The organism is Acidovorax sp. Root219 (assembly GCF_001428665.1).
GTDB lineage: Bacteria > Pseudomonadota > Gammaproteobacteria > Burkholderiales > Burkholderiaceae_C > Acidovorax.
The window spans coordinates 1-25,982 of the sequence record NZ_LMIJ01000011.1; the positions used below are offsets into that span (position 1 = coordinate 1).

27 protein-coding genes are annotated in these 25,982 nt (G+C 66.4%); 11 read left to right on the forward strand and 16 right to left on the reverse strand.

Annotated elements, in window-relative coordinates; genetic code table 11:
- From ASE28_RS10810 to ASE28_RS10850, 9 genes are all read right to left on the reverse strand, one after another.
- On the reverse strand, window positions 1–96 hold a 96-nt coding region (locus tag ASE28_RS10810), incomplete at its 3' end, for a GTP-binding protein (protein ID WP_033470817.1).
- Window positions 97–274: 178 nt separating this feature from the next.
- Window positions 275–2,377: an elongation factor G gene (gene fusA, locus ASE28_RS10815; protein ID WP_057266595.1), complete on the reverse strand. Its 2,103-nt coding sequence runs from the start codon at window positions 2,375–2,377 to the stop codon at window positions 275–277.
- A gap of 151 nt (window positions 2,378–2,528) precedes the next feature.
- Window positions 2,529–3,002, reverse strand: coding sequence for a 30S ribosomal protein S7 (rpsG, locus tag ASE28_RS10820; protein WP_005798541.1), 474 nt, complete (start codon window positions 3,000–3,002; stop codon window positions 2,529–2,531).
- Window positions 3,003–3,165: 163 nt separating this feature from the next.
- The gene (gene rpsL, locus ASE28_RS10825; protein ID WP_007851137.1) at window positions 3,166–3,543 is read right to left on the reverse strand and encodes a 30S ribosomal protein S12; all 378 of its coding nucleotides are present in this window, start codon (window positions 3,541–3,543) and stop codon (window positions 3,166–3,168) included.
- Window positions 3,544–3,781: 238 nt separating this feature from the next.
- Window positions 3,782–4,951, reverse strand: a complete 1,170-nt coding sequence (locus ASE28_RS10830) for a D-alanyl-D-alanine carboxypeptidase family protein (protein ID WP_057202587.1) — start codon at window positions 4,949–4,951, stop codon at window positions 3,782–3,784.
- 107 nt (window positions 4,952–5,058) lie between these two features.
- A complete protein-coding gene (locus ASE28_RS10835) occupies window positions 5,059–5,700 on the reverse strand; it encodes an alpha/beta hydrolase (protein WP_057202588.1) in 642 nt (213 codons plus the stop codon).
- 92 nt (window positions 5,701–5,792) lie between these two features.
- Complete coding sequence (locus ASE28_RS10840; RefSeq protein WP_057266596.1) at window positions 5,793–6,155, reverse strand: ferredoxin; 363 nt, start codon at window positions 6,153–6,155, stop codon at window positions 5,793–5,795.
- 58 nt (window positions 6,156–6,213) lie between these two features.
- Window positions 6,214–7,311: a VanZ family protein gene (locus tag ASE28_RS10845; RefSeq protein ID WP_057266597.1), complete on the reverse strand. Its 1,098-nt coding sequence runs from the start codon at window positions 7,309–7,311 to the stop codon at window positions 6,214–6,216.
- Window positions 7,312–7,327: 16 nt separating this feature from the next.
- Complete coding sequence (locus tag ASE28_RS10850) at window positions 7,328–7,756, reverse strand: CopD family protein (RefSeq protein WP_057202591.1); 429 nt, start codon at window positions 7,754–7,756, stop codon at window positions 7,328–7,330.
- A 282-nt stretch (window positions 7,757–8,038) separates the two neighbouring features.
- Here ASE28_RS10850 and hemB point away from each other — a divergent pair, with 282 nt between their 5' ends.
- Together hemB and ASE28_RS10860 are read left to right on the forward strand one after the other, a co-directional pair.
- Window positions 8,039–9,049 (forward strand): porphobilinogen synthase, encoded by a 1,011-nt coding sequence (gene hemB, locus ASE28_RS10855; protein ID WP_057202592.1) that lies wholly within the window; start codon window positions 8,039–8,041, stop codon window positions 9,047–9,049.
- Between the two features lie 58 nt (window positions 9,050–9,107).
- Complete coding sequence (locus tag ASE28_RS10860) at window positions 9,108–10,226, forward strand: magnesium transporter CorA family protein (protein WP_057266598.1); 1,119 nt, start codon at window positions 9,108–9,110, stop codon at window positions 10,224–10,226.
- Between the two features lie 42 nt (window positions 10,227–10,268).
- Here ASE28_RS10860 and ASE28_RS10865 read toward each other — a convergent pair whose 3' ends face one another.
- The 3 genes from ASE28_RS10865 to ASE28_RS10875 all read right to left on the reverse strand — a co-directional run bounded on the left by ASE28_RS10865 (window position 10,269) and on the right by ASE28_RS10875 (window position 12,576).
- Entirely contained in the window at window positions 10,269–10,781 is a 513-nt protein-coding gene (locus ASE28_RS10865) for a chalcone isomerase family protein (protein ID WP_157412500.1), read from the reverse strand.
- Window positions 10,782–10,982: 201 nt separating this feature from the next.
- On the reverse strand, window positions 10,983–11,849 hold the full coding sequence (locus ASE28_RS10870) for an amidohydrolase family protein (protein WP_057267256.1): 867 nt from the start codon (window positions 11,847–11,849) through the stop codon (window positions 10,983–10,985).
- A 37-nt stretch (window positions 11,850–11,886) separates the two neighbouring features.
- Complete coding sequence (locus ASE28_RS10875) at window positions 11,887–12,576, reverse strand: dienelactone hydrolase family protein (RefSeq protein ID WP_057266599.1); 690 nt, start codon at window positions 12,574–12,576, stop codon at window positions 11,887–11,889.
- 117 nt (window positions 12,577–12,693) lie between these two features.
- Here ASE28_RS10875 and ASE28_RS10880 point away from each other — a divergent pair, with 117 nt between their 5' ends.
- Genes ASE28_RS10880 through creC form a run of 4 tightly spaced genes read left to right on the forward strand, consistent with a single transcriptional unit; the run spans window position 12,694 to window position 16,261 of the window.
- Complete coding sequence (locus ASE28_RS10880; protein ID WP_057266600.1) at window positions 12,694–13,440, forward strand: SDR family oxidoreductase; 747 nt, start codon at window positions 12,694–12,696, stop codon at window positions 13,438–13,440.
- Complete coding sequence (locus tag ASE28_RS10885; protein WP_057202598.1) at window positions 13,440–14,075, forward strand: MarC family protein; 636 nt, start codon at window positions 13,440–13,442, stop codon at window positions 14,073–14,075. Before ASE28_RS10880 ends, ASE28_RS10885 begins: the two co-directional genes overlap by 1 nt.
- Window positions 14,076–14,089: 14 nt before the next feature.
- A complete protein-coding gene (gene creB / locus ASE28_RS10890; protein ID WP_057267257.1) occupies window positions 14,090–14,782 on the forward strand; it encodes a two-component system response regulator CreB in 693 nt (230 codons plus the stop codon).
- A 12-nt stretch (window positions 14,783–14,794) separates the two neighbouring features.
- A complete protein-coding gene (creC, locus tag ASE28_RS10895) occupies window positions 14,795–16,261 on the forward strand; it encodes a two-component system sensor histidine kinase CreC (protein WP_057266601.1) in 1,467 nt (488 codons plus the stop codon).
- A gap of 6 nt (window positions 16,262–16,267) precedes the next feature.
- Here creC and ASE28_RS10900 read toward each other — a convergent pair whose 3' ends face one another.
- A complete protein-coding gene (locus ASE28_RS10900; protein ID WP_057266602.1) occupies window positions 16,268–16,813 on the reverse strand; it encodes a hypothetical protein in 546 nt (181 codons plus the stop codon).
- Between the two features lie 142 nt (window positions 16,814–16,955).
- Here ASE28_RS10900 and creD point away from each other — a divergent pair, with 142 nt between their 5' ends.
- Both creD and ASE28_RS31965 read left to right on the forward strand, forming a co-directional pair.
- A complete protein-coding gene (creD, locus tag ASE28_RS10905; protein WP_082608019.1) occupies window positions 16,956–18,431 on the forward strand; it encodes a cell envelope integrity protein CreD in 1,476 nt (491 codons plus the stop codon).
- On the forward strand, window positions 18,428–18,763 hold the full coding sequence (locus ASE28_RS31965) for a hypothetical protein (RefSeq protein WP_235516094.1): 336 nt from the start codon (window positions 18,428–18,430) through the stop codon (window positions 18,761–18,763). The genes creD and ASE28_RS31965 overlap by 4 nt, the downstream gene beginning before the upstream one ends.
- Before the next feature lie 20 nt (window positions 18,764–18,783).
- On the opposite strand, the gene ASE28_RS10915 is transcribed toward ASE28_RS31965, so the two are convergent.
- From ASE28_RS10915 to ASE28_RS10925, 3 genes are all read right to left on the reverse strand, one after another.
- Window positions 18,784–19,278 carry a hemerythrin domain-containing protein gene (locus ASE28_RS10915; protein WP_057266604.1) on the reverse strand — a complete coding sequence of 165 codons (495 nt, stop codon included), beginning with the start codon at window positions 19,276–19,278 and terminating at the stop codon, window positions 18,784–18,786.
- Window positions 19,279–19,453: 175 nt separating this feature from the next.
- Window positions 19,454–20,035: a hypothetical protein gene (locus tag ASE28_RS10920; RefSeq protein ID WP_057202602.1), complete on the reverse strand. Its 582-nt coding sequence runs from the start codon at window positions 20,033–20,035 to the stop codon at window positions 19,454–19,456.
- A gap of 128 nt (window positions 20,036–20,163) precedes the next feature.
- Window positions 20,164–20,382: a CsbD family protein gene (locus tag ASE28_RS10925; protein WP_057202724.1), complete on the reverse strand. Its 219-nt coding sequence runs from the start codon at window positions 20,380–20,382 to the stop codon at window positions 20,164–20,166.
- Between the two features lie 348 nt (window positions 20,383–20,730).
- Here ASE28_RS10925 and ASE28_RS10930 point away from each other — a divergent pair, with 348 nt between their 5' ends.
- The 3 genes from ASE28_RS10930 to ASE28_RS10940 all read left to right on the forward strand — a co-directional run bounded on the left by ASE28_RS10930 (window position 20,731) and on the right by ASE28_RS10940 (window position 25,804).
- Window positions 20,731–22,896, forward strand: coding sequence for a DUF1800 family protein (locus ASE28_RS10930; protein WP_057266605.1), 2,166 nt, complete (start codon window positions 20,731–20,733; stop codon window positions 22,894–22,896).
- 13 nt (window positions 22,897–22,909) lie between these two features.
- On the forward strand, window positions 22,910–24,355 hold the full coding sequence (locus ASE28_RS10935) for a DUF1501 domain-containing protein (protein WP_057202604.1): 1,446 nt from the start codon (window positions 22,910–22,912) through the stop codon (window positions 24,353–24,355).
- A gap of 90 nt (window positions 24,356–24,445) precedes the next feature.
- On the forward strand, window positions 24,446–25,804 hold the full coding sequence (locus tag ASE28_RS10940) for an NAD(P)/FAD-dependent oxidoreductase (RefSeq protein WP_057266606.1): 1,359 nt from the start codon (window positions 24,446–24,448) through the stop codon (window positions 25,802–25,804).
- Window positions 25,805–25,982: the final 178 nt, after the last annotated feature.

The window sequence follows — 25,982 nt, forward strand, 5'->3', positions numbered from 1 at the left end:
GATGGCCGCCGTCAGGGTCGTCTTGCCATGGTCCACGTGGCCGATCGTGCCCACGTTGACGTGGGGCTTGGTGCGTTCGAATTTACCTTTTGCCATTTTTCAATTCTCCAAAGAGCGATGCCTGTGTTGTGGTTTAACGTCTGCATCCGATTGCTGGTTCGCCCTGCACAGGCAACGGGGCGGCACCGGATCGCAGACTGCAAAAATCTTGCGTGGGGAGGGTGGTGCCGCCGGCACCTGAAACCAGGTGCTGGCGGCAGTCCCTGCGAACTGCTTACTTGGCGCGGGCAGCCATGATGGCTTCCGACACGTTGCGAGGCGCTTCGCTGTAGTGCTTGAATTCCATCGAGTACGTGGCGCGGCCTTGCGTGGCCGAGCGCAGCGTGGTCGAGTAGCCGAACATTTCCGACAGGGGCACTTCGGCGCGGATGGCCTTGCCACCGCCAGGAATGTCTTCCATGCCTTGCACCATGCCGCGACGCGAGGACAGATCGCCCATCACGTTGCCGGCGTAGTCTTCAGGCGTTTCCACTTCCACGGCCATCATGGGTTCCAGGATGACCGGGTTGGCCTTGCGGCAGCCTTCCTTGAAGCCGAAGATGGCAGCCATCTTGAACGCCAGTTCGTTCGAGTCCACATCGTGGTACGAACCGAAGTGCAGCGTGACCTTGACGTCCACCACGGGGTAGCCGGCCAGGACGCCTTGCGTCACGGCTTCGTTGATACCCTTTTCCACGGCCGGGATGAATTCGCGAGGAACCACACCGCCCTTGATGGCGTCGACGAACTCGATGCCCTTGCCCACTTCGTTGGGTTCGATCTTGAGCACGACGTGACCGTACTGGCCCTTGCCGCCGGACTGGCGCACGAACTTGCCTTCGGCCTCTTCCACCGTCTTGCGGATGGTTTCGCGGTAAGCCACCTGGGGCTTGCCCACGTTGGCTTCCACACCGAATTCACGCTTCATGCGGTCGACGATGATTTCCAGATGCAGCTCGCCCATGCCGGCGATCAGGGTCTGGCCCGACTCTTCGTCGGTCTTCACGCGGAACGATGGATCTTCGGCAGCCAGGCGTTGCAGGGCGATGCCCATCTTTTCCTGGTCGGCCTTGGTCTTGGGTTCCACAGCCTGCGTGATCACAGGCTCAGGGAACACCATGCGCTCCAGAATGATCTGGGAGTCGATGTCGCTCAGCGTTTCGCCGGTCGTCACGTCCTTCAGGCCCACGCAGGCAGCGATGTCGCCGGCGCGGATTTCTTCGACTTCCTGGCGCTCGTTGGCGTGCATCTGCACGATACGGCCAATGCGTTCTTTCTTGCCCTTGATGGGGTTGTAGACGGTGTCGCCCTTGGTGAGCACGCCGGAGTACACGCGCACGAAGGTCAACTGGCCGACGAACGGGTCGGTCATCAGCTTGAATGCCAGGGCCGAGAACTTCTCGCCGTCATCCGCCTTGCGGGTCACGGGGTTTTCGTCTTCATCGGTACCGGTCACGTCTGCGATGTCCGTAGGCGCGGGCAGGTAGTCGATCACGGCGTCGAGCATGCGCTGCACACCCTTGTTCTTGAACGCGGTGCCGCACAGCATCGGATGGATTTCCGTGGCGATGGTACGGGTGCGCAGGCCGAACTTGATCTCGTCCTCGGAGAGGTCGCCCTCTTCCAGGTACTTGTTCATCAGCTCTTCAGAGGCTTCAGCCGCAGCTTCGACCATTTTTTCGCGCCATTCCTTGGCGGAGGCCAGCAGCTCGGCCGGAATTTCTTCGTAGCTGAACTTCATGCCCTGGGATGCTTCGTCCCAGATGATGGCCTTCATCTTGAGCAGGTCAACCACGCCGGTGAAGGTGTCTTCTGCGCCGATCGGGATCACCACGGGCACGGGGTTGGCCTTCAGGCGCAGCTTCATCTGGTCATAGACCTTGAAGAAGTTGGCACCGGTACGGTCCATCTTGTTCACAAAGGCCAGGCGTGGCACCTTGTACTTGTTGGCCTGGCGCCAGACGGTTTCCGACTGGGGCTGCACGCCGCCCACGGCGCAATACACCATGCAGGCGCCGTCGAGCACGCGCATCGAACGTTCCACTTCGATGGTGAAGTCCACGTGGCCGGGGGTGTCGATGATGTTGAAACGGTGCTCAGGGTAGGAGTTGTCCATACCCTTCCAGAAACAGGTCGTGGCAGCCGAGGTGATCGTGATGCCGCGCTCTTGCTCCTGTTCCATCCAGTCCATGGTGGCAGCGCCATCGTGCACTTCACCAATCTTGTGGCTCACGCCCGTGTAGAACAGGATGCGTTCGGTGGTCGTGGTCTTGCCAGCGTCAATGTGGGCCGAGATACCGATATTGCGGTAGCGCTCGATGGGAGTCTTGCGAGCCATGGTGGATCCTTGGATGGGTCGTGTTATTCAGGGGAGGGGCCCAGCATTGTGGCGCTGCAACCCGTCAATTTTGTGACCACCTCAATCGCCACAAGGCTGCAGGCAAAAATGCCGGCAGCCTTGCGCTTGGCGACGAAAGCAGTTCGTCGATTTAGAAGCGGAAGTGGCTGAAAGCCTTGTTGGCTTCGGCCATGCGGTGAACTTCGTCACGCTTCTTCATGGCACCGCCACGGCCTTCGGTCGCTTCGAGCAGCTCGTTGGCCAGACGCTGGGCCATCGACTTCTCGCCGCGCTTGCGGGCCGCTTCCTTGATCCAGCGCATGGACAGGGCCAGGCGACGGACAGGGCGCACTTCGACTGGCACCTGGTAGTTGGCACCGCCCACACGGCGGGACTTCACTTCGACCATGGGCTTCACGTTGTTGATGGCAACGGTGAAGGCTTCCAGCGGGTCCTTGTCAGGGTGCTTCTTCTCGATCAGTTCCAGGGCACCGTAAATGATGCGCTCTGCAACAGCTTTCTTGCCGCCTTCCATGATCACGTTCATGAATTTGGACAGCTCTACATTGCCGAACTTGGGATCCGGCAGAATTTCACGTTTGGGGACTTCGCGACGACGTGGCATTTTTCACCTCATATTGCTTCAGTTGGCATCTTTTCAGACACCGCGAGATTCATTCAGAACCCCACTTACTCGACCCACACGGAACAGTCCGCGCTTGGGGTCACTTCGTTTGACTGCGCCTGCCAGGCGAATCAAACACCGATGGAGACACAACCGCCAGGGCTTATTTGGCCTTTGGCTTCTTGGCGCCGTACTTGGAGCGCGACTGCTTGCGGTCTTTCACGCCTTGCAAGTCGAGCGAACCGCGCACGATGTGGTAACGCACACCGGGCAAGTCCTTGACACGACCGCCGCGAACCAGCACCACGCTGTGTTCCTGCAGGTTGTGGCCTTCACCGCCGATGTAGGAAATGACTTCGAAGCCGTTGGTCAGGCGAACCTTGGCGACCTTGCGCAGAGCGGAGTTAGGCTTCTTTGGCGTCGTGGTGTACACACGGGTGCACACGCCGCGGCGCTGAGGAGAGTTTTCCATCGCAGGGCTCTTGGACTTGATCTTTTCGACCTCGCGCCCCTGACGGACTAGTTGATTGATGGTTGGCATGAATACGTCCCTAAACGTAAAAAACGAAAACGTGAAACCCTTCGGAATTTCCGAAAAGCCTTCTAATGTAGCAGCATGGGTCTCGGTGGGCAAGCAGCAGTCGACTTTGCCCCCAGGTTTCCCGGGGCCTGACACTCAAGCACCGCCACCAGCCATTGAAAGCGCGCGGCCCAGGCCAGTGCCGCCGTGCAAGGGCCGCCCCGCCGCAGGGGCGCCTTTCCCCTTCCAAGGGGTAGCCTTACTTTATCCAGAGGCGGATGGCATCCCAGGCGCGGCCCAGAATGCCGGCCTGCGCCACGCCATCGAGCGCCACCAGAGGCACCTCGGCCAGCGTCTGCTCGCCCAGCACCACCTTCAGCGAGCCCACCGCCTGGCCCTTGGCAAAGGGTGCCACCAGGGGGTCGGGGCGGGCGATCTCGGTCTTGATCTTGCCGCCGCTGCCCGAGGGCACGGCCACCACGATGGCCTCCGCACGGCCGATCTTGAGGGTGTTTTCCGTGCCCTTCCAGACAGCGGGGGTGGCCACGGGCTGGCCGGCGTCGAACAGCTTGACCGCCTCGAAGGCGGTGTAGCCCCAGTTCAGCAGCTTCTGGCTTTCATTGGCACGGGCATTCTCGCTGGCGGCGCCCAGCACGATGGACAGCAGTCGGCGCTGGCCGACATTGGGGAAGTCGCGCTTGGAGGTGGCCACCAGGCAGTACCCGGCGGCGGCGGTATGGCCGGTCTTGAGGCCATCCACCGTCGGGTCGCGGAACAGCAGGGAATTGCGGTTGTTGCCGTTGGAGACGGGTGTACCCGGGTAGCTGTACTGCTTGGTGGCGTAGTAGTGCATGTACTCCGGGAAGTCCTTCATGAGCCGGCTGGCCAGCACGCCCAAATCGCGGGCGGTGGTGGTATGCCCGGGCTCGGTCAGGCCCTCGGGGTTCTTGTAGGCGGTGTTCTTCATGCCCAGGGCCTTGGCCTGGTCGTTCATCAGCTTGACGAAGTTCTCGGCGGTGCCGCCCACGCCTTCGGCCAGGGCCATGGTGGCGTCATTGCCCGACTGCACGATCATGCCCTTGATCAGATCGTCCACCGGCACCTGCATCTTGGGATCGATGAACATGCGCGAGCCGGGCATTTTCCAGGCCAGCACGCTCACCGGCAGCTTCTGGTCGAGGGCGATCTTCTTGGCACGCAGGGCATCGAACACCAGGTAGCCGGTCATCAGCTTGGTCAGCGAAGCCTGCTCCACTGGCGCATCGATGTCCTTGGCGGCCAGCACCTGTCCAGCCGTGATATCCAGCAGCAGGTAGTTGCGCGCGGCGATCTCCGGTGGCTGAGGGGCCTGCACCTGCGCCCACAGGGCGGCTGGCGCGAGCACCGCAGCAAGGAGGACGGAGCGCAGCGTGTGCAATAAGGACTTCATGGAAACAAGCATTCGGGTGAGAAGAGGAAAGAAAACAGCAGAAGGCGGCGGGAGACGGCCCGAAGCGGCATGCAGCCGCGCGCAATGCGCGCGGTGGCCCGGGAAGCTCAGGCGCCAGCCAGCAGGTGGCGGGTCACCAGGTTTTTGAGAAGTGGCAATTGTCCGTGAAAGAAATGCCCCCCACCGGGGACGACTGTCACAGGGAGTATCTGGGGCCGCGCCCAGTCCATCACGGCGGCCAGGGGCACGGTGTCGTCCTGTTCTCCATGCACGACCAGGGTGCGTTCGTGCGCTTCGGGGGGCACGGGCGCCACGGCAAAGCGGCTGGCGGCAGTGCCCACCAGCACCACACGCTCGATGGCACGCTCGCCCCACAGGCGCGCCAGCGCGTGGCTGGTCACGAAAGCGCCGAACGAGAAGCCGGCCAGGGCCAACGGCCCCTCGGGCGCAGCCTGGCGCACCACCTCCAGGAAATCCTCGGCCTCGCCCCGGCCCTCGTCGTGCGTGCCGGCGCTGCCACCCACGCCGCGGAAGTTGAAGCGCACCGCCGTCCAGCCGCTGTGCACGAAGGCCCGCGCCAGGGTCTGCACCACCTTGTTGTCCATGGTGCCGCCAAACAGCGGGTGGGGGTGGGCAATGACGGCGATGCCACGCGGGGCCGCGCCCTCGGGCAGCACGGCGGCGTCGCGCACCGCCTCGATGGCGCCGGCGGCGCCGGTGAGGGTCAGGCGTTCGGTCTGGGAATTCACGAAAATTTGCTACCAGGTCAATAGCAGTCTGCGCATACAAGGCAATGCAGGCAGCCTGGAATCAGGAAGGACAACAGCGCTCTGAATGCGAATCAGCGGCCGAGTTCCGGCGGCGTGCGCAAACGCTCCACCACCTGGCCATTCTTGAGGTGCGATTCGACGATCTCGTCGATGTCGGCGCTGTCCACGAAGGTGTACCAGACCGCCTCGGGGTAGACCACGGCGATTGGCCCGCCCGCGCAGCGGTCCAGGCAGCCCGCCTTGTTCACACGCACCTTGCCGGCGCCGGACAGGCCGGCGGCCTTCACCTGCGACTTGCAGCGGTCGAAGGCGGCCTGCGCACCGTGGTGGGCGCAGCTGTCTTCGCCGTTGGCACGGTCGTTCAGGCAAAAGAAGATGTGCCGCTGGTAGTAGCTCGGCTGTGCCGCCGGTGTCGTCGTGGAGGTGTCGGTCATGCCGCCATTCTAGAAGCGGTGCCCTGCACGGCCTATGCCCATAACCCCCAAAAGGCGTTCAGGCCGGACCGTCGCGCCGGGCCACGCGCACCACCACATAGGCCAATGCCGCATAGGGCCAGACCCAGCCCAGCCACTGGCCCAGGCCGTAGAAGCGGATGAAGCGCCCCTGCTCCCAGGCCTGCAGGGTCTGGGCAAAATAGGCACTGGTCGGCGCCTGGTTGAGCAGCCCCAGGTGCCACACCAGCACCAGCAGCAGCACGGCCGCGCAGGCGCGCCGGGGCAAAGCCAGCAGCACGACCGCAAGAGCAAGCGCGCTCCACACGCCCACGCGCACGGGCAGGCCCATCCATTCCCACGCATGGGCGGGGCCCCAGCTCAGCGCCGCCGACAGCGCCGTGAGCACCACACCCACCACCACCACAGCCAGAGCGAACAGCGCCCGGCGCGATGCCTGGCGGATCACGCAGTAGCCCAAAAGACAGGGAATCAGCAGACCCAGCGTCACGCACAGCAGCTCGCCGCCGGGGGACAGGGGATCAAGATCTGTGTCGCGCATGGGCAGCCAGTCCAGGAACGGGGTGTCGGCCAGTATCTCGACCAGGGCCCCCTCCAGCCGCTCGAGCACCTGCCCCAGGCCGAACGGCAAGGCGGCAGGGAACAGCAGGGCCAGCGGCCACAGCGCCAGCAGCACCAGCGCGCCCTGCGCGTCCTGCACGAACCAGCGGTCGCGGAAATCGCTCCAGCGGTCAATGGCCCCCAGGCGCTCCAGCGCCGCAGCCGTGAGCGCACCCACCAGCGTGCCTGCCGAATTGAGCGCCAGGTCCATGTTGGAGGGCACGCGCCGGGGCAGGTAGATCTGCAGAAACTCCAGGCTGAGCGACAGCAGTACACCGGCCACCGTGGCCAGCACCCAGGCCCCCCAGCGCCAGCGCATGCGCATCAATGCCAGCGCCAGCAGGAAACCCAGGGGCGCGTAGCCAATGAAGTTGGAGGTGACGTCGAACCCCGTCCAGTACGGCGGCGGCATGCGGGCCACGAGAAACACCCAGGGGTCGATGCCCTGCGCGCGCCAGCCATCGAACGGAAACAGGCTGGCAAAGACGATCAGCGCCGCATAGATCAGCGCGAGGGGGCCGGCCGAGCTTTTGTACACGGACGCTCTGATGCTGTCAGAAAGGCTTGACCACGACCAGCACCACGGCGGTCACCAGCAGCAGCACTGGCACCTCGTTGAACCAGCGGAACCACCGGTGGCTGCGGCGGCTGCTGCCATCGGCCAGCTTGCGCAGCAGCACGCCGCAGGCGTGGTGGTAGCCGATGACCAGCACCACCACGGCCAGCTTGGCATGCATCCAGCCGTTGCCCGGCCCGCGGCCGATGCCATAGCCCAGCCACAGCCAGAGGCCCAGGGCCAGCGCGGGCACCGCCAGGAAGGTGGTGAAGCGCAGCAGCTTGCGCGCCATGAGGATCAGGCGCTCCCGCTCGGCCACCGAGCCCGGTGCCACCATGGCCAGATTCACGAAGATGCGCGGCAGGTAGAACAGGCCGGCGAACCAGCTGGCGATGAAGACGATGTGGAAGGCTTTGACCCAGAGCATGGCTGCAGTTTAAGGGAACGCTGAACAAGTCCTGGCGACGCGTACGCAGAGAAGGCAAGGCAGGCAAGCCACAAAAAAAAGCCCGGCAAAAGCTGCCGGGCTTCGAAAGCCCTGCCCGCATTACGGCAGCCCAGGGCCCCGCTCAGGGAGGAAAAGCGGGGGACAGCAAGCTGCCCGCAACCAATTTAGCACCAGCCTGCGGGGCATACAAGCAGGGTTTGACAACTCCGGCAGCAGCCCTCTCGCAGCCTTGGTGGGCGCGCTTGAGGCACAATTTTCCCCATGCACCTCCCAAGCCCCGCCCCCTTTCCGCAAAACCGCCCGCGCCGCCTGCGCCGCGACGCCTTCACCCGCAACCTGGTGCGCGAGCACAGCGTCACCCCGCACGACCTGATCTACCCGGTGTTCGTGCACGAAGGCGAGAACCGGCGGGAGGCCGTGCTTTCCATGCCGGGTGTGGACCGCCTGAGCCTGGACCTGCTGCTGCCCGTGGCAGAAGACTGCGTGCAGCTGGGCATCCCGGTGCTGGCCCTGTTCCCGGCCATCGACGCGGCCCTGAAGACACCCGATGGCAAGGAAGCCCTGAACCCCGACGGCCTGATACCGCGCGTGGTGCGCGCCTTGAAGAAGGAATTCCCCACCCTGGGCGTGATGACCGATGTGGCGCTGGACCCCTACACCAGCCACGGGCAGGACGGCGTGCTGGACGACACCGGCTACATCATCAACGACGACACGGTGGAGATCCTCACCGGCCAGGCGCTCACGCATGCCGAAGCGGGTGTGGACATCGTCGCCCCCAGCGACATGATGGACGGGCGCATCGGCGCGATCCGCGAGGCGCTGGAGGTGCAGGGCCACATCCACACGCGCATCATGGCCTACAGCGCCAAGTACGCAAGCGCCTTCTACGGCCCCTTTCGCGATGCGGTGGGCACGCGCGGCGCCCTGGGCAAGGCGGACAAGAACGTCTACCAGATGGACCCCGGCAACACCGACGAGGCGCTGCGCGAGGTGGCCCAGGACATCGCCGAAGGCGCCGACATGGTGATGGTCAAGCCCGGCATGCCCTACCTGGACGTGGTGCGCCGCGTGAAGGACGAGTTCGGCGTGCCCACCTTCGCCTACCAGGTAAGCGGCGAGTACGCCATGCTCAAGGCCGCTGCGGCCAACGGCTGGCTGGACCACGACGCGGTGATGATGGAAAGCCTGCTGGCATTCAAGCGCGCGGGTGCCGATGGCGTGCTGACCTACTTTGCCCGCGACGCCGCCCGCTTGCTCCTCAAGCGATAGCGGCACGCGGCATCAGCAGGCCGCAGGTACCTTCCCAACATCCAAACACCGGGCATCGATGCGCATCTTCCATATCCAGAGCAGTGGGGTCCAGGAGCTGGACGTCCTGCCCCATGCGCCCCCAGAGCAGGGCTTTTTCTGGATCGCCTGCGCGCGCCCGGCCTTCCAGGCGCAGCTGGCCGAGGTCCAGGGTGCCCTGCAGCGGCTGACCGGCCTGCAATTGGTGGACCTGCATGTCTCCGACCTGCTCAACGGGCAGTTGCCGTCGCACTACGACTACACCTCGCAATACGACCTGCTGGTGTTCCGCCGCCTGGCCACGGTACCTTCGGAGGACAGCGCTGACACGGCGAAGGCCACGCACCGGCGCGGCGGCACGCCGGTGCTGCGGCGCATCGACACCAGCCCGGTGGGGTTCGCCGTGTTCGACCGGGTGCTGCTGACGGTGCATCCTGGCGACTGCAGCGTGCGCGATGCCTATGCGGCGCGCCTGCTGGCGCCAGCCCCCATGGACCCGCGCGAAGGCCGGGCCAATCCCACCGCCTCCGGTTCGCGCAAGCCCACCTCACCGGCCGACCTGATGCTGCGCGTGGTGAACCTCATGGTGGATGGCTACCTGGACCTGCGCCGCGAACTCTCGCGCGAGCTCGATCACTGGCAGACCGAGCTGCTCAAGCCCCGGGCACGCAACGTCAACTGGAGTTCGCTGCTGGAGGCACGCCTGTCGCTGCACGCACTGGACGAGATCTGCGAGGACCAGCGCACCGCCGTGCAGGACTGGATCGACGCGCTGGAGACCTGGGAAACGCCCCAGACGCCCGCCGGCATGCGCGACCTGGACCTGCTCAAGGTGCGCAGCCGCGACGTGCTGGAGCACATCGAGCGCGTGGTGCACCATGTGCGGCGCATGGAGCAAAGCACCGAAACCACGGTGCAGATGCATTTTTCGATGCAGGGCAACCGCACCAACGACATCATGCGCACGCTGACGGCGCTCACGGCGGTGTTCCTGCCGCTGAACCTGATTGCCGGCATCTTCGGCATGAACTTCGAGTTCATCCCGCTGGTGCACAAGCAGGACGGTTTCTGGTGGGCCATGGGCTCCATGATCACCATCGCCACCCTCCTGATTGCGGTGTTCTGGCGCAAGCGCTACCTGGCCCGGACAGGCTCCTGAAAGCCCTTGCCGACACGCCCCGCGTTCGGGGCGGGGGGCAGGTCAGTTGGCGCCGGAGGACAGCAAGGCGTCCTTGAGCTGGCTGTCCACCGGCGCGGCCCCCAGCCAGATGCGCAGCACCATGCCGAAGTATTCGGCATCGCCCACCGGCGCGCCCTGGGCCTGGCCCTGGATGTAGAAGGTGGTGCCCTTGCCCGGCACGAACTCCATCGCGAAGGTGTCGCCCGATGCCAGCTTGGTGCGGCCCGAGAAGATCTCGACCAGGCGGTTGCTCGACGGCGTGTGGCGCCGGATCTGGTCGGGCGTGGCGTTGGCAGACAGGCCCTTGATGAACGACAGCCCCAGGTCCGTGCCCGGAATGTCGCGTTGGGCGACAAAATCCAGCCGCATGGCGCCGGTGGTGGCCAGAATCTCCTCGGCCGTGCGGACCTTGCGCGGCAGGTACAGCGCCATGTCGTAGACCTTGAACACGGCGCGGTAGCGCGTGCCCGCGCCTTGCAGCACCAGCGGCGTGCCCTGCACGGTCTGGGTGGGCCCGAAGGCCGGGGCAGCCATGGCGGGTGCCAGTGTGCACAGACTGGCGGCAGCCAGGGCCAACGCACAGGCAATGTGCGTAGTTGGACGCGCGGGTTGGATCAACAGGGTTGTTATGGTTTTCAAGGACTTGTCTCCGCAATGCAGGCTGCGGCGCGCCAGGAAAGCCCTGGCCGCGCCACGCCGGCCCGGAAATCATAGGCGACAGCGCGCCCCAAAGCCCTATTTGCGTGGCACGGGCACCCCGAACAGGGCAGCGCTGTTGCCAAACGCCACACCCTGCGCCACGGCTGGTGGCAGGCCACCCAGCCAGGTGCGGTAGCCCTTCATGAGGCCTTCGTAGTGCTGCCAGCGCTGGTTGACCCAGGTGTCCGACCCCACCACGAAGCGCGTGGGGTACTTGAGCAGCAAGGCGCGCCAGGCCGGGCACAGCTGGTTGTCGTCGCACACCAGGCCGGGGCGGTACGACAGCTCGCCCACCAGGCCCGGGTAGCGCGCCATGAGTGCGTCCACCCGCTCTACCGTCGCACCGCCGATGCCCGTGTGCGCCCAGACCAGGCGCAGCTTCTGGCCCTTGGACGGGGTGTTGGCCATGAGCAGGTCGATGGCGGCATCGTCCACATGCGCCAGCACCACCAGGTCGCGCTGCTCGGCCAGCACCATGAGCTTTTTGGCCACGGGGCCATCGGCATTGGCGCTGTCGTACAGGTGGAACTCGCCGATGCCCTTGTAGGGGCCGGAGGCCGTGCCCTTGGCCAGCTCGGCCAGCACCATCTCGTAGATGGTCTCGTCGCGGAACCAGTTGCTGTAGTCCTCGCGGTTGCGGTACAGGCGCACGAAGGGCACGACGGCGATGCCGGCCTCGCGCACCTCGCGTGAAGCGGCCAGGGCCTGCGAGCCGGTGTTGGGCCGCGAGTTGGCCACGATGGCGCGCACGCCCGATGCCTGCATGCGTGCCAGCACGTCGGCCGGTGGGTGCGGGCCGGCCGCACCGTTCCAGGCCTCCTCGTTGTAGTGCAGGTGCGAGTCGAACAAAGGGCCGGTGTAGTCGGCCGCCTGGGATGCGCAGGCCAACCCGCCCAGCGCCATCGCCACGAAACCGCGCAGGAAGCTGCAGGCCATGGCGTCAGCCCAGGTGCTTGTCGAAGAAAGCCAGCGTGCGGTCGCGCGCGGCCAGGGCCGAGGCCTCGTCGTAGCTGCCGCGCTGGTCGCAGTTGAAGCCGTGGTCGGCCTCGTAGATATGCACTTCCACCTCGGGGTGCGTGCGCGCGAAGGCCTGCACGCCGTCGATCAGGATGTGTTTGTCGCGCCGGCCGAAATGCGCCAGCACGGGGACCTGGGGCTGGCGCGCCATCTCGGTCTCGGTGGTGATGCCACCGCCGTAGTAGGGCACGGCGGCCGACAGGCCCTTGAGCAGGCAGGCCGAGCGCCAGGTCAGCAGGCCGCCCCAGCAAAAGCCCACGATGCCCACCTTGCGGCTGCTGCGCTCGGCCGCGTGATCGATGGCGGCCTGGATGTCGGGCAGCACGCCGGGGCTGGGCAGGCCTTCCACGGCCGCCTTGAGGGCTGCGCCAGCAGCAATGTCCTCGGGCGTGTAGCCCAGTTCCACGCCAGGCTGCACGCGGTGGAAGGTGGCAGGCGCCACGGCCACGTAGCCCCGCGCGGCAAAGCGGTCGGCCACGGCGCGGATGTGCGAGTTGACCCCGAAGATCTCCTGCAGCACGACCACGGCGCCGCGTGGTGCGGTATCGGGCTCGGCCACCCAGGCGGGAAAGACGAAGCCGTCGGCGGACTTCAGATCGACAAATTGGCCCATGGTGCAACTCCTTGAAGACGAAAATACCAGACAGATGGGGAATGGAAGGGGGCTAACCAGGCCCCGCAAAGGTTCCCGGCAATGCTGTAATGCCCCATTCTTGCAGGAGACGCCGATTTGGACAAAGTCGCATTGATTACCGGGGGCAGCCGGGGCATCGGCGCCGCCACCGCCGTGCTGGCCGCCCGCCAGGGCTGGGCCGTGGCCGTGAACTACCTAGCCAACCAGGCCGCCGCCGAGGCCGTGGTGCGGCAGATCCGCGCCCAGGGCGGCCAGGCCATCGCCGTGCAGGGCGACGTGGCCCATGAAGAGCAGGTGCTGGCCATGTTCGCAGCGGTCGATGCGCAACTCGGTCGCCTCACTGCTCTGGTGAACAACGCCGGGGTGGTGGACGTGACGGCCCGCGTGGACGAGATGGGCGTGGCGCGCCTGCGCCGCATGTTCGAGACGAATGTGATCGGCGCCATTGTCTGTGCCCGCGAGGCGGTGCGGCGCATGAGCACGCGCCATGGCGGCACGGGTGGCTCCATCGTCAATGTGTCCAGCGCCGCCTCGCGCCTGGGCTCGGCCCACCAGTATGTGGACTATGCGGCCAGCAAGGGCGCCATCGACAGCTTCACCATCGGCCTGGCGCGCGAGGTGGCGGCCGAGGGGATCCGGGTGAATGCCGTGCGACCGGGGCTCATCGAGACCGAGATCCACGCCAGCGGCGGCCTGCCCGACCGGGTGCAGGACCTGGCCCACCAGGTGCCCATGCAGCGCGGCGGCACGGCCGACGAGGTGGCCCAGGCCATCGTGTGGCTGATGTCGGACGCATCCCCTTACACCACCATGTCACTCTTAGACGTCTCCGGAGCCCGTTGATGGACCTGAAACCCCTCATCACCTTGCTGGCCATCGTGAACCCGCTGGCCATCGTGCCCTTCTTCATCCACTACACGCAGGGGTTTTCGGCGGCGCAGCGGCGCGCCACGATCCGCACGGCGGCGTTTGCCTCGTTCTGCGTGATCGCGGCCTGTGCGCTGCTGGGCCTGCAGATCCTGGAGTTCTTCAACATCTCGCTGCAGAGCTTCCAGGTGGGCGGGGGCATGCTGCTGCTGATCAGCGCGATGAACATGCTCAACGCCCAGCCGGCCGAAGCCAAGCCCATGACCAATGAGCTGGAGGAAGGTGTGGAGAAGGCGGCCACGGGCTCCAGCATCGCGGTGGTGCCGCTGACCATTCCACTGCTCACGGGGCCGGCCAGCATGTCCACCGTGGTGATCTATGCCGACAGGGCGCAAACCATCTGGCAGCAGCTGGCGCTGGTGGGCTACGGCGTGGTGATCGCCCTGGCCACGGCGGTGTGTTTTTCGCTGGCCGACCCGATCGCGCGCGTGCTGGGCAAGACCGGCATCAACGTGATGACGCGGCTCATGGGTCTGATCCTCGCAGCCCTGGCGGTGGAAGTGATGGCCGACGGCCTGGGCAAGCTGTTCCCGGTGCTGGTGGCGCGTTGATTTCGCTGCGCACCATGCCGGCACGCCTGCTGCTGCTGGAGGACGACCCGGCCATCGCGCGCACCGTGGCCTATGCGCTGGAGCGCGAAGGCCTGGCGGTGACGCACAGCCTGCTGGTGCACGATGCACGCCAGCAGATGCGCCAGCAGCCCTTCGACCTGCTGGTGCTGGACGTGGGCCTGCCCGATGGCAGCGGGCTGGACCTGCTGCGCGAGCTGCGTGGCGCGCCTGCCACCGCCACCCTGCCGGTGCTGGTGCTCAGCGCGCACGGTGAAGAAATCGACCGCGTGCTGGGCCTGGAGCTGGGGGCCGACGACTACCTGGCCAAGCCCTTCAGCCCGCGCGAGCTGGGGGCGCGTGTGAAGGCCCTGCTGCGCCGCGCCAGTGCGCACACTGCCGCCATCGCCACGACAGCCCCTGCGCCGCTGTTCCACGACGACGAGGCCGGTCAGCGCATCAGCCTGCGCGGCCAGCCGCTGGCGCTCACGCGGCGCGAATACCGGCTACTGGCCTGCCTGCTGCGCGGCGCGGGACGCATCCACTCGCGCGATGCGCTGCTGGCCGCCGCCTGGGGTGACGACAGCGAGAGCACCGACCGCACGGTGGACACGCACGTCAAGACGCTGCGTGCCAAGCTGCGCGAGGCCGATGCGGGACGCGAATACATCACCACCCACCGCGGCATGGGCTACTGCCTCGAACTGTAAGGGCTGCCATCCATGCGCCTGGGCATCCGCCTGCTGTTCGCCTTTTTCCTGATCAACGGCATCGCTGCCTTCTTCGTGCTGCGCGTGTTCACGGCCGAGATCAAGCCCAGTGTGCGCGAGGTGATGGAGGACATGATGGTGGACACCGCCAACATCCTGGCCGAGCTGGCCAGCGATGACCTGGTGGCCGGCCGGCTGGATCAAGGGGAGGCGGGCAGCGCCTTTGCCCAGCACGTGCGCACCTATGCCACCCGGCCCATCGATGCGGCGATCTGGGGGTTTTCCAAACAGTCGCTGGACTACCGGATCTATGTGACCGACGCTACCGGCCGGGTGCTGTTCGACTCGGAGAACCGCGCGGTGGGCGCCGACTACTCGCAGTGGCGCGACGTGGCACGCACACTGCGCGGCGAGTACGGCGCGCGCTCCACCCGCGACGTGCCGGACGACGATGCCAGCGGCGTGATGCACGTGGCCGCGCCCATCTACGCCCCCGGCAGCAGCGCTGCCGAGCGCAGGATCATTGGCGTGCTCACCGTGGCCAAGCCCACGCGCACAGTGCAGCGCTTCATCGACCGGGCCGAGAACAAGGTGCTGGCCAGCGGCGTGCTGCTGCTGGTGCTGTCGGCCGCCGTCGGCGTGGCCGTGACACTGTGGATGGTGTGGAACGTGCGCCGCCTGCGCGACTATGCGCTGAGCGTGCAGGGCCCCGCTGCCGGTGACCACGATTCGCCCCCCACCACGGCACTGGCCGTGCCCGAGGTGCCGGGCGAGCTGGGCGACCTGGCCCGCGCCATGGACCGCATGCGCGCGCGGCTGGAGGGGCGCGACTACATCGAAGGCTATGTGCGCGCCCTCACCCACGAGCTCAAGAGCCCCGTGGCCGCCATCCGCGGCGCCGGCGAGCTGCTGCAGGACGATCTGCCCCCGGCCGACCGCGCCGAATTTGCCACCCAGGTGGTGCAGCAGGCCGAGCGTCTGCAGCGCATCATCGACCGACTGCTGGAGCTGAGCAAGCTTGAGCAACGCCACCATGCCGATGCGCCCGTGCCCGTGGCGCTGCAGGACTGCGCGCGCGCCGCCGTGGCCCACACGCAAGGGCGCGCGGGCCAGCGCGGCATCACCCTGGCCGTCACCGGCAGCGGTGCCAGCGGCCCTTGGGAGGCCGAGCTCGTAACCCTGGCCCTGACCAACCTGCTCGACAACGCCATCGACTTCGCCCCGGCCGGCAGCCGCGTGCAGGTGGAGCTGGCCGGCAGCACCGTGGCCGTGCAGGACAGCGGCCCGGGCGTGCCCGACTACGCCCTGCCGCGCCTGGGCGAGCGCTTCTTCACCACCGCACGGCCGGGCGGCGAGCGCAGCGGCTCGGGCCTGGGTCTGGCCATCGTGCGGCGCGTGATGGCGCTGCATGGCGGGCAGATGGTGGTGCGCAATACGGCACCGGGGCTGCGGGTGGAGCTGGAATTCCGGGCCGCGTAGGCAAGCTCAGGCGACAGCCCAGCGCGGCTGGGCGTTGAAGAAGTTCACCAGGTCGCCCACCGTGGTGACCTTTCCGAAGAAGGGGTTGGCCTGCGTCGACGAGAGATCGCGACCCGTGCGCTGGGCGATGTCTGGCACAAGAGACAAGTCCAGCTCGTCGCCATCGATCTGCAGGTCGGCGCCCAGTCGGTCCGTCACCCGCAACGGAAACTGCGCACGGTGGTGCGCCAGACAGGCCTGAAGTTCTTCGTACACGGCGCGCACGACCCAGGTGTCTACATCGCGGCAGTCGATGGACCGGGCGAAGTGGCAAATGGATTCTTCCGAGCGGGTCTGCAGCAACCGTGCGAAGTGCTTCTTTTCGCGTGCGCGGGAGACCGCCTCGCCGCCCATGGCCAGCGCCACCAGAGCCCCGACCACAACAGGGTGCGCCCAGAGCGCCCAGAGAAAGCCACCAGCCAGGCCGGCGAGCAACAAGTATCCCAGCCACCGCGACGCAAGCGTTGCGGACGGTTTTTTGATCCGGGGCATATGTCGAGATGCAGGTTTCATCGCAGGCGCTCCTGAAGGCGGCGCAGGGAAAGTTCGCCACATTTTGCCACCCGTCTCCACTTCACACCCGCCTCACAAACTTCATCGCCCCCTCACACCCGCCGCCAACACTGCCTCCACCTAATTCCCTATGGAGGTTCTCTTGAAATACCCCTTGTTCACCAAACTGGGCGCACTCGCGGTCATCGTGCTGCTGCTGCTCATCGGGCTGGGCCTGATCGAGGACGTGGTGCGCGACCGGCAGCGCTACCGCAGCATGACGGCGCAGAGCGTGGCCGACAGCCTGGCCGGGCCGCAAACGCTGATGGGCCCGATGATCCACAGCGCCTGTGTGGAAAGCTGGGACGTGGAGACCGGCAAGGGCGAGGAGCGCCGCACGGTGGAGCAGCGGCGCGAGTTTTTGCTCACGGCCATGCCCGAGCAGCTCAAGGTGGTCACCGGCGCAGCGATGGAAGAGCGCGCGCGCGGCCTGCACAAGGTCAACACCTACAACCTCAAGTCGCACGTCACCGCGCAGTGGGGGGCGCTCACCAGCCTGCAACCGCAAAGCACCATGAAGGGCTCGCGCATGAACTGCGGCGCGCCCATCCTGATGGTGGCCGTGGGCGATGCGCGCGGCATCCGCACGGCGCGGGTCACGCTGGGCGAGCAGGCGCTGGTGCTCAAGCCCGGCACCTTCCACCCCACCTACACCCGTGGCCTGCATGCCGGCCTGCCCGAGTCGGTGCGCGGCCAGGCCACAGGCCTGACCGCCACGCTGGACCTGGAGCTGGTGGGCACGGAGCGCCTGGCCATCGTGCCGATCGGGGGCAACACCGAAGTACAGATGAGCAGCAGTTGGCCCCACCCTTCGTTCTCGGGGCAGTTTCTTCCGTCCGAGCGCGAGGTGACCAAGGCAGGTTTCACCGCCCGCTGGCGCCTGTCCTCGCTGGCGACCACCGCACAGAAAGACATTGCCGACGGCAAGCGGGTGTGCGTGAACAGCGGCGGCGGTGGCGACGACAGCAGTGAGTACGCCACGGGCAACGCCACCCCGCGCGAATGCGCCGAAAGCTTCAGCGTGGCCTTCGTGGACCCGGTCAACCCCTACACACTGGCCGATCGGGCCACCAAGTACGGCGTGCTGTTCATCGCCCTGACCTTCGTGGCCGTGGGCCTGTTCGAGTTGATGAAGAAGCTGCGCGTGCACCCGGTGCAGTACCTGCTGGTGGGCAGTGCGCTGTGCAGCTTCTTCCTGCTGCTGGTGAGCCTGTCGGAGCACCTGCCGTTCGGCATCTCCTACGGCGTTGCGGCCACCGCCTGCGTGCTGCTGCTGGCCTACTATGCAAGCCACATGCTGGGCAGCCTGGCGCGCGGCATACCGCTGGGTGCGGGGATCGCGCTGCTGTACGGCCTGCTGTACGTGCTGCTGCAGCTGGAGCAGACGGCGCTGGCCGTGGGTTCCATCGCGCTGTTCCTGGTACTGGCCGCCGTGATGGTACTGACCCGCAAGGTGAACTGGTATGGACTGACCTCACCCGCCGGCACGCCCCGCCCACCCCTGCCGCCACGGGAGCCACCCAGCGTGCCCCTGCCCCACTCGGGCCTGGCCACCCCGACCCAGCCAGGGCGTCCATGATGCACAGCACCGAGCAGCCCACCACCTCGCCCGCATTGGCCTGGGCACACCACCTCAGTGCCGCAGCCACCACCCACCCGGCACCGGACCTGTCGGACGCGGAGGCCCGGCGTGTGCAGCGCTACCGCGACCAGTTGCTGGCGGCCCTGCAGGCGCACGACCGTGCCGCGCTGCACAGCGCCAAGCAGGCCGTGCTGCGGGCAGCCTATGGCCCGCCGGGCACATCCGGGCCACCCGCCTCGGCGGCGCTGCGCTCTGCACTGCGGGATCTGTCTTGGCACATGGCGATTGTGCTGCTTCCACGCCATCCCACCAGTGCGCTGAGCCACTGAGGTACGCGCCGTGCCAACGCTCAGGCTGGCACGGGCTGGGCCGAAGGCGAGCAGCTGGCACTGCCGCAGCCGTGCACCAGCCCCTGGGGCAAGGCCTCGGGGGCCTTCACCACACCGGTGGCCGCGTCGAACCCCACGCGGCGCAGGTGCAGCGCCAGGGCGGCGTCCATGCTCTGCGCATGCTGAGGAAACCACAGCGCCAGTTCGCCGGCCATCATGCGCAGCACCTGCAGCTCGCCCCGGCCGGCACGCTCAGCCCCTTCGCGCATGACCTGCAGCACCACCTTGTGCTGCATGCTGTGGCAGTTGCCCGCTGCAAAGCGCGTGCCGGCCATCCACTGGTCTTCCATGCCGAAATGCTGCTCCGTGTGGGCAATGAGCGCCTGCCAGCGCGCCAGCAGTTGCGCATCGTCCGAATGCTCCGCCCGCGCCAGGAGCTCGACGAACTCCTCATGGGTCTCGTCCATCAGCGGCAGGTCCAGTGCCAGTGCGTCAGACCATTCCAGTGCTGCCATGTGCCGTTCCGTTCTTGCAAGCCAATTGAAGGGCCAGCTTAGAGGCGCAAGGCCAAGGCCGCTTTGATGCAGGTCAGACACCATGGCGCAGCTCCATGACAAAGCCCCGCACGGGGCGGGGCTAGGTGAAGCACCATCGGCCCTGAAGGCCGTGGTGCGGGGGCTGGCCCGAGATTTAGCTCTGGCCGTACATGCGCTTGGCGTCGTCCACACACTTGGACTTGGCATCACCGCTCATGGCGTCGCAACGCTCCTTGGCGGCCTTGTAGTTGGCTTCGTTCTTTTCGGCCGATGCGTCCTTGCGGGCTTCGGCGACCTGGGCGCCCTTCTCGGCGGCATTGTCGGCAGGCTTGGCTGCGGCCTTGGCCACCTTGGCGTTTTCCTTGGCGGTGGTGTGGGCTGCCTTGGCATCCTTCACGCACACGTCCTTGGCGTTGCCCTTCAAGTCATCGCACTTTTCCTTGGCCACATCGTAGTCGGCGTCGGCACGTGCCATGCGGGCCTTGTTCGTGGCCTTGTCGGAAGGCTTGTGCTGGGCATCCAGTTCGGCCTTGGCCACGTTTTCGGCGCCCTTGGCTTCCTTGACGCAGATGTCCTTGGCGTTGTCCTTCAGGGTGTCGCAATTGGTCTTGGCAGCCTTGTAGTCGGCAGAGATCTTGTCCTTGGCCGTCTTGTACTCGGCGTCGGTCATGGCCATCGCGGAAGTGGCCAGCAGGCCGGCGGCGATGGAAGCGATCAGGGTGCGTGCGAATTTCATGGTTTTCTCCTCGGGGTCTTAGGGGATGTCTTGTAGGGGTGCTGAAAGAGCGTTGTGCATTCGGTAGCCCGCCAGCTGCAGGGCCTTGGGCCCTGGAGGGTTCTGGCTACCGGTGCGCCAAGGCCATGTCAGTCGTTGAAGCGGAAGTCGGGATGGCGGGTTTGCCAGTCGCTGAGCTGCTTTTCGGCGGCGTCGCGGGCAATGCCCTGGCGTTCCTGCAGCTTGCCCAGGAACTGCTCGCGCTTGCCGTCGATGACGTCCAGGTCATCGTTGGTGAGCTTGCCCCACTGTTCGGTGATCTTGCCGGTGAACTGCTTCCAGTTGCCCTTGATGGTGTCTTCGTTCATGGTGTGCATCCTCGAAAAAATTCGCTTCAGCCATCCACTCGGTTTGCGTGGAACACTTGCGTGATGCGATGGAGAGACTGTAAGAAGGAGTCCGCCTGCGGCGCGTAGTCCGCACCGTGGAACCCACGTCGGCGCACGCCTACGGGCATGCCGGACAAGCACCCGCTAAAGCAGCCTGGGTGTTTCAATCGTTGAAAAGCGGGTGTTGCTGCTGCGCATCGCGCCATGCGGCCCTCTCCTCTGTACGAGGCCAGCACGTTTCTTTTGGTAACGCTTACTGTCGGGTAGGGAATGCCACTTTTGTAGGAGGTTGCCTACACTTCTGTACAAATCTTCACAAAAGTCGCTATGACACACGCCCACGAAGCATCCGATGCAGCCTTGGCAGCACCGCTGCACGCCCGCACAGCCTCCTCTTTGTCGCCGGCTGATGCAGCGCCAACAGCATCGGACTCCGCGGGCGCTCCCTGGCTCAAGCTGTCGGCGGCAGCCGCCGCCAGCGCGGCCCTCGCGGCCTGCGGCGGCGGCGAGGCCGAAGCCGAGGCCCCCCAGGCGCTCAAGCAGGCCGACAACGCGCCCCGCATGCCCCTCCTGGGCGACATGGGCGGCTCGGGCTCCTTCCGGTCGGACCAGGCGGCCAGCCGCACGCCCACACCCGACGAGCTGATGGACTGGGCGGAGATGGTCTTCCCGCAGTACTTCGACTCGCACCAGGCCACAGTGACCAGCGGCACGCTCGTCTTCCGCTACTACGGGGGCACGCGCAACTACCTGGGTGTGTACCAGGGCAACGTTGTGGTGCTGGGCCCGCCCACCAACAACGCCGTGGTCAACGTCGGCGCGCTGGCCAGCTTTGGCGATGCGGTCTTCTCCAGCGGCCGGCCGCTCAACGACCAGGACGCTGCTCGCTTTCTGCTGCAGGCAGGGTTCGCCGCCACCACGCAGGACATCGCCACCGTCCGCTCCATCGGCTTCGACGCCTGGCTGAACTCGCAGTTCAACGCCCCCATCGGCATATCGGGCTGGGAGTGGCTCAACCAGCGCGGGTATGCGGCGGTCGACAATTCCACGGCCTACTACGACAACACCTATCCGGGCGACTGCATGATCTGGTCGCAGCTCATGACATCGCCCGATGGCCTGCGCAAGCGGGTCGCGCTGGCGCTGTCGGAGATCTTCGTGGTTTCGCTCTCGGGCCTGGACTTCAACTGGCGCAGCCACGCCATCGCGCACTACTGGGACACCCTGGTATTCCATTCGTTCGGCAACTTCCGCAACCTGCTGCAGGACGTGTCGCTCAACCCCGCGATGGGCTACTACCTCAACACCCGCGGCAACCAGAAGGAGAACACCGCCACGGGCCGCCAGCCGGATGAAAACTATGCGCGCGAGGTCATGCAGCTCATGTCCATCGGGCTGGTCATGCTCAACATCGACGGCACCGTGCGCCGCGACGGCGCGGGCCAGCCCATTGAAAGCTACAGCCAGTCCGACGTGACCAACCTGGCGCGCGTGTTCACGGGCTACGACTACAACCAGTCGCTGAACCAGCAGGGCACCGTGCCCGGCACGACACGCACGGTGCCCAACACGGCGTTCACCCGGCTGCCCATGTCGCTCAATGCCTCGCTGCACTCCAACCTGGCGGTCAACTTCCTGGGTGCCACCATTCCGGCCAATACGCCCGGTGCCGCGGCCCTGGCCACGGCAATGGACACCCTGTTCTACCACGGCAACGTGGCGCCGTTCATCTGCAAGCAGCTGATCCAGCGGCTGGTTACCAGCAACCCCTCGCCGGCCTATGTGGCACGCGTGGCCACGGTGTTCAACAACAACGGTGCCAGTGTGCGCGGCGACATGAAGGCGGTGGTCCGCGCCATCCTGCTCGACGACGAAGCGCGTTCGTCCGAAGGGCTTAAGCAGCCGGGCTTCGGCAAGCTGCGCGAGCCCATGCTGCGCCTGGTGCAGTGGGGTCGCACCTTCAACATCAGCTCCAACTTCGGCAGCTGGAAGATCGGGGACACCAGCTCCGCCAGTTCGCGGCTGGGCCAGAGCCCGCTGCGCTCCCCCTCGGTGTTCAACTTCTTTCGGCCCGGCTATGTGCCGCCGTCCACGGCCCTGGCCCAGAGCGGTGCCGTGGCGCCAGAGTTCCAACTGGTCAACGAAAGCAGCGTGGGCGGCTACCTGAACTACATCCAGGGCGTGATCCGCAACGGCATCTACGTGAACGCGCCCGACCTGCCCAACAACGGCAGCAACGGGAACAACGGCTATGACATCAAGGCGCTGTACACGCATGAGATGGTGCTGGTCGTCGACCCCGACGCCCTGGTCGCGCGCATCAACCTGCTGATGTGTGCGGGCCAGCTGTCGGCCGCCACCGTGAAACTGATTGCCGATGCGATCAAGGCAACACCCGTCACGGCCGCGAGCACCGACGCCGTCAAGCTCAACCGCATCGCGTCGGCGATCTTCCTGGTCATGGCTTCGGCCGAGTACCTCATCCAGAAATAAGAGGACGCGCGCCATGCACCTGCTCCAACCCGAACTCCACACCCGCCGGGCCTTCCTGCGCCGCAGCGGCCAACTGGGCCTGGCCGGCACCGCCCTGCCGTTTGCGCTGAACCTGGCCGCCATGGGCGAGGCGGCCGCCTTCACCGCCACCGACTACAAGGCCCTGGTCTGCGTCTTCCTCTATGGTGGCAACGACTATGCCAACACCGTGGTCACCTACGACGACCCGAGCTACCTCAAGTACAGCGCCATCCGGGGCGGCAATGGCCTGGGTGGTGGCGGCATCGCCATCCCCAAGGCGGAGCTGGCGGCGACGCTGCTCAACCCCACGGCCGGCCTGCCCGGTGGGCGCCAGTACGCGCTGCACCCTGCCATGTCGGGCCTCACGGGCCTGTTCAACAACGGCAAAGCCGCCGTGCAACTCAACGTGGGCCCGCTGGTGGTGCCGCTGACCAAGGCCCAGTACAACGGCTCCAACCGCAGCCTGTACCCGCTGCCACCCAAGCTGTTTTCGCACAACGACCAGCAGTCGGTGTGGCAGTCGTCCTCGCCCGAAGGCTCCACCATCGGCTGGGGCGGCAACATCGGCGATCTGGCCCTGTCGTCCAACGCCAATTCGCTGTTCACCTGCATCTCGGTCACGGGCAATGCGGTGTTCCTCTCGGGCGACTCGGCGCTGCAATACCAGGTGAGCACGAGTGGCGCGATCCCGATCAATGGCGTCAAGAGCAGCGTCTATGGCTCCACGGCCGTGCGCTCGGCGCTGACCAGCCTGATTCAGCAGACCAGCAGCCAGACGCTGGAGAACGAATACAACAAGGTGACCACGCGCGCCGTGACCTCCGAATCGCTGGTCACCACCGGCATTGCGGGCGTGAACCTGGCCACGCCCTTCCCCGCCAACAACGGCCTGGCGGACCAGCTCAAGATGGTGGCCCGCCTGATCGGCGCGCGCGGCACCATGGGCACCAAGCGCCAGGTGTTCATGGTCTCGATGGGCGGCTTCGACCTGCACGACAACCTCATCTCCCAGCAGCCCGGCCTGATGCAGCGCCTGAGCGATGCGATGACCGCCTTCCACAGCGCCACGGTGGAGCTGGGCATTGCCGACAAGGTGACGGCCTTCACCGCCTCGGACTTTGGCCGCACGCTCAACTCCAATGGCGATGGATCCGACCATGGCTGGGGCAGCCACCACCTCATGGTGGGCGGTGCCGTCAAGGGCAAGGCCTTTTACGGCTCGGCCCCCCCGGTCAGCAACACCAGCACCGCCGCACCCGATGACCAGTGGCACGTGGGCCAGGGCCGCCTGCTGCCCAGCACCTCGGTGGACCAATACGCCGCCACGCTGGCCAAGTGGTTTGGCGTGAGCAGCACCGAGATCGCCAGTGTGTTGCCCAACCTGAGCCACTTCGGCGGTGCCGAATACCCCGTGGACCTGGGCTTCATGAACGCTTGAGCGGCCACGCCGTCACAACGCCCCGCACGCTGCAACGCCTGCGGGGCGTGCCTTTACGGGACCCCACTGCAGACTGCCCATAATGCAGCCATGAGCAGCATTCCCAACACACCCATCCGCCCCCGGGTCGTCATCATCGGTTGCGGGTTTGGCGGGCTGGAGGCGGCGCGCGCGCTGCACGGCAGCGCCATCGACGTCACGGTGGTCGACAAGACCAACCACCACCTGTTCCAGCCCCTGCTCTACCAGGTGGCCACGGCCGGACTCTCGGCACCGGCCATTGCTGCGCCCATCCGCCACCTGTTTCGCAAACAACCCAACGTGACCACGCTGCTGGGCGAGGTGGAGCGCATCGACGTGGCCGCGCGCAGCGTGCTGCTGCAAGGTGGCGACGCCCTGCCCTACGACCACCTGATCGTGGCCGCGGGTGCCACGCACAGCTATTTCGGCCGCGACGACTGGGCGCCCTTCGCCCCGGGCCTCAAGACGCTGGACGATGCCTTCGACATCCGCCGTCGCATCCTGCTGGCCTTCGAGGCCGCCGAGCGCACAGGCGACCCTGTGCAGCGCGCCGCCTGGCTCAATTTCGTGGTGGTCGGCGGTGGCCCCACGGGCGTGGAAATGGCCGGCACCCTCGCCGAGATCGCGCGCCACACGCTGCCCGGGGAGTTCCGCCACATCGATCCGGCCAGCGCGAAGATCATCCTCCTCGAAGGCGGCACGCGCGTGCTGCAGGCCATGCCCGAGGCCCTGAGCCAGCGCGCCAAGGAGCAGTTGGAAAAGCTGGGCGTGGAAGTGCGCGTGAACGCACGGGTGACGGCCATCGATGCCACCGGCCTCACGGTAACAGGCTCCGCGCCGGGTGCTGACCCCACGGCCACCAGCTATGCGATTCCCAGCCAATGCATCGTCTGGGCTGCCGGCGTGGCGGCTTCGCCTTTGGGCCGGCTGCTGGCCGAGGCCACCGGCTGCACCACCGACCGCGCCGGCCGCGTGGTGGTCGAGCCTGACCTCACATTACCCGGCCACCCAGAGATCAGCGTGGTGGGCGACCTGGCCGCCGCCAAGAGCCATGTCCCCGGCCAGGAACCCACGCCCGTCCCCGGCGTCTCCCCCGGCGCCAAGCAGATGGGCCGCGCCGCCGCCGCCAACGTGCTGCGCCGCCTGGCCGGGCAGGCCACGCAGCCGTTTCGCTACCGCGACTACGGCAACCTGGCCACCATCGGTCGCAACGCAGCGGTGGTGGACCTCACCTCACCGATCGGCCCGGTGCGCTTTTCAGGCTACTTCGCATGGCTGTTCTGGCTCTTCGCCCACGTGTACTTCCTCATCGGCTTTCGCAACCGCCTGGTCGTGCTCATGGACTGGGGCTGGGCCTACTGGAGCTTTGCGCGCTACGCGCGCGTGGTGACGGGCATCGAGGGATCGAAAATGCGAGTCCAGGAATAGGGCGATAACGCGCACAGCCTGTGTGCACGCTCGGCTTAAGAGCGGCTAACAAAACTCTTCTGGCGTCGTTGCTGCGTCTTGTCGTACTACTCGTACTGCNCCGCCTAGCCAGAACCGCTTCGCTGAGTTTTGTTATCCGCTCTAAGCCAGGGCAGCCGTGCAAGGGCCGCCCCGCCGC